Origin of the sequence: Bradyrhizobium sp. BRP19 (assembly GCF_020194195.1) — a bacterium.
In the GTDB taxonomy this organism is placed as follows: domain Bacteria; phylum Pseudomonadota; class Alphaproteobacteria; order Rhizobiales; family Xanthobacteraceae; genus Bradyrhizobium; species Bradyrhizobium yuanmingense.
The window spans coordinates 1-433 of record NZ_JADYVZ010000145.1 but is presented as its reverse complement, the minus strand read 5'-3'; the positions used below and the strand labels follow the sequence as shown (position 1 = coordinate 433).

Below are 433 nucleotides of genomic sequence, written 5' to 3'. Positions count from 1 at the left end.
GAACAGATCATTCAGCGTCTGCGACAGCAAGGGAGTGTGCAGGTTAACGATCTGTCGGCATTGTATGGCGTATCTACTGTGACGATCCGCAACGATCTGGCGTTTCTGGAAAAGCAGGGGATCGCTGTGCGTGCCTATGGTGGCGCGTTGATCTGCGATAGCACGACGCCGTCAGTCGAGCCATCAGTGGAAGATAAAAGCGCACTGAACACCGCGATGAAACGCAGCGTTGCGAAAGCTGCCGTTGAGTTGATTCAGCCTGGTCATCGGGTGATCCTCGATTCCGGGACCACCACTTTTGAGATTGCTCGTCTGATGCGCAAGCACACTGACGTAATTGCGATGACCAACGGTATGAACGTGGCTAATGCGTTGCTGGAAGCGGAAGGCGTTGAGCTGCTGATGACCGGCGGGCATTTGCGCCGTCAGTCGC

General features: G+C 55.4%; 1 pseudogene. It reads left to right on the top strand.

The annotated features are described in order from the left end of the window. Positions 1–433, top strand: a pseudogene (gene agaR / locus I6F36_RS38910) (aga operon transcriptional regulator AgaR); the annotation flags it as partial.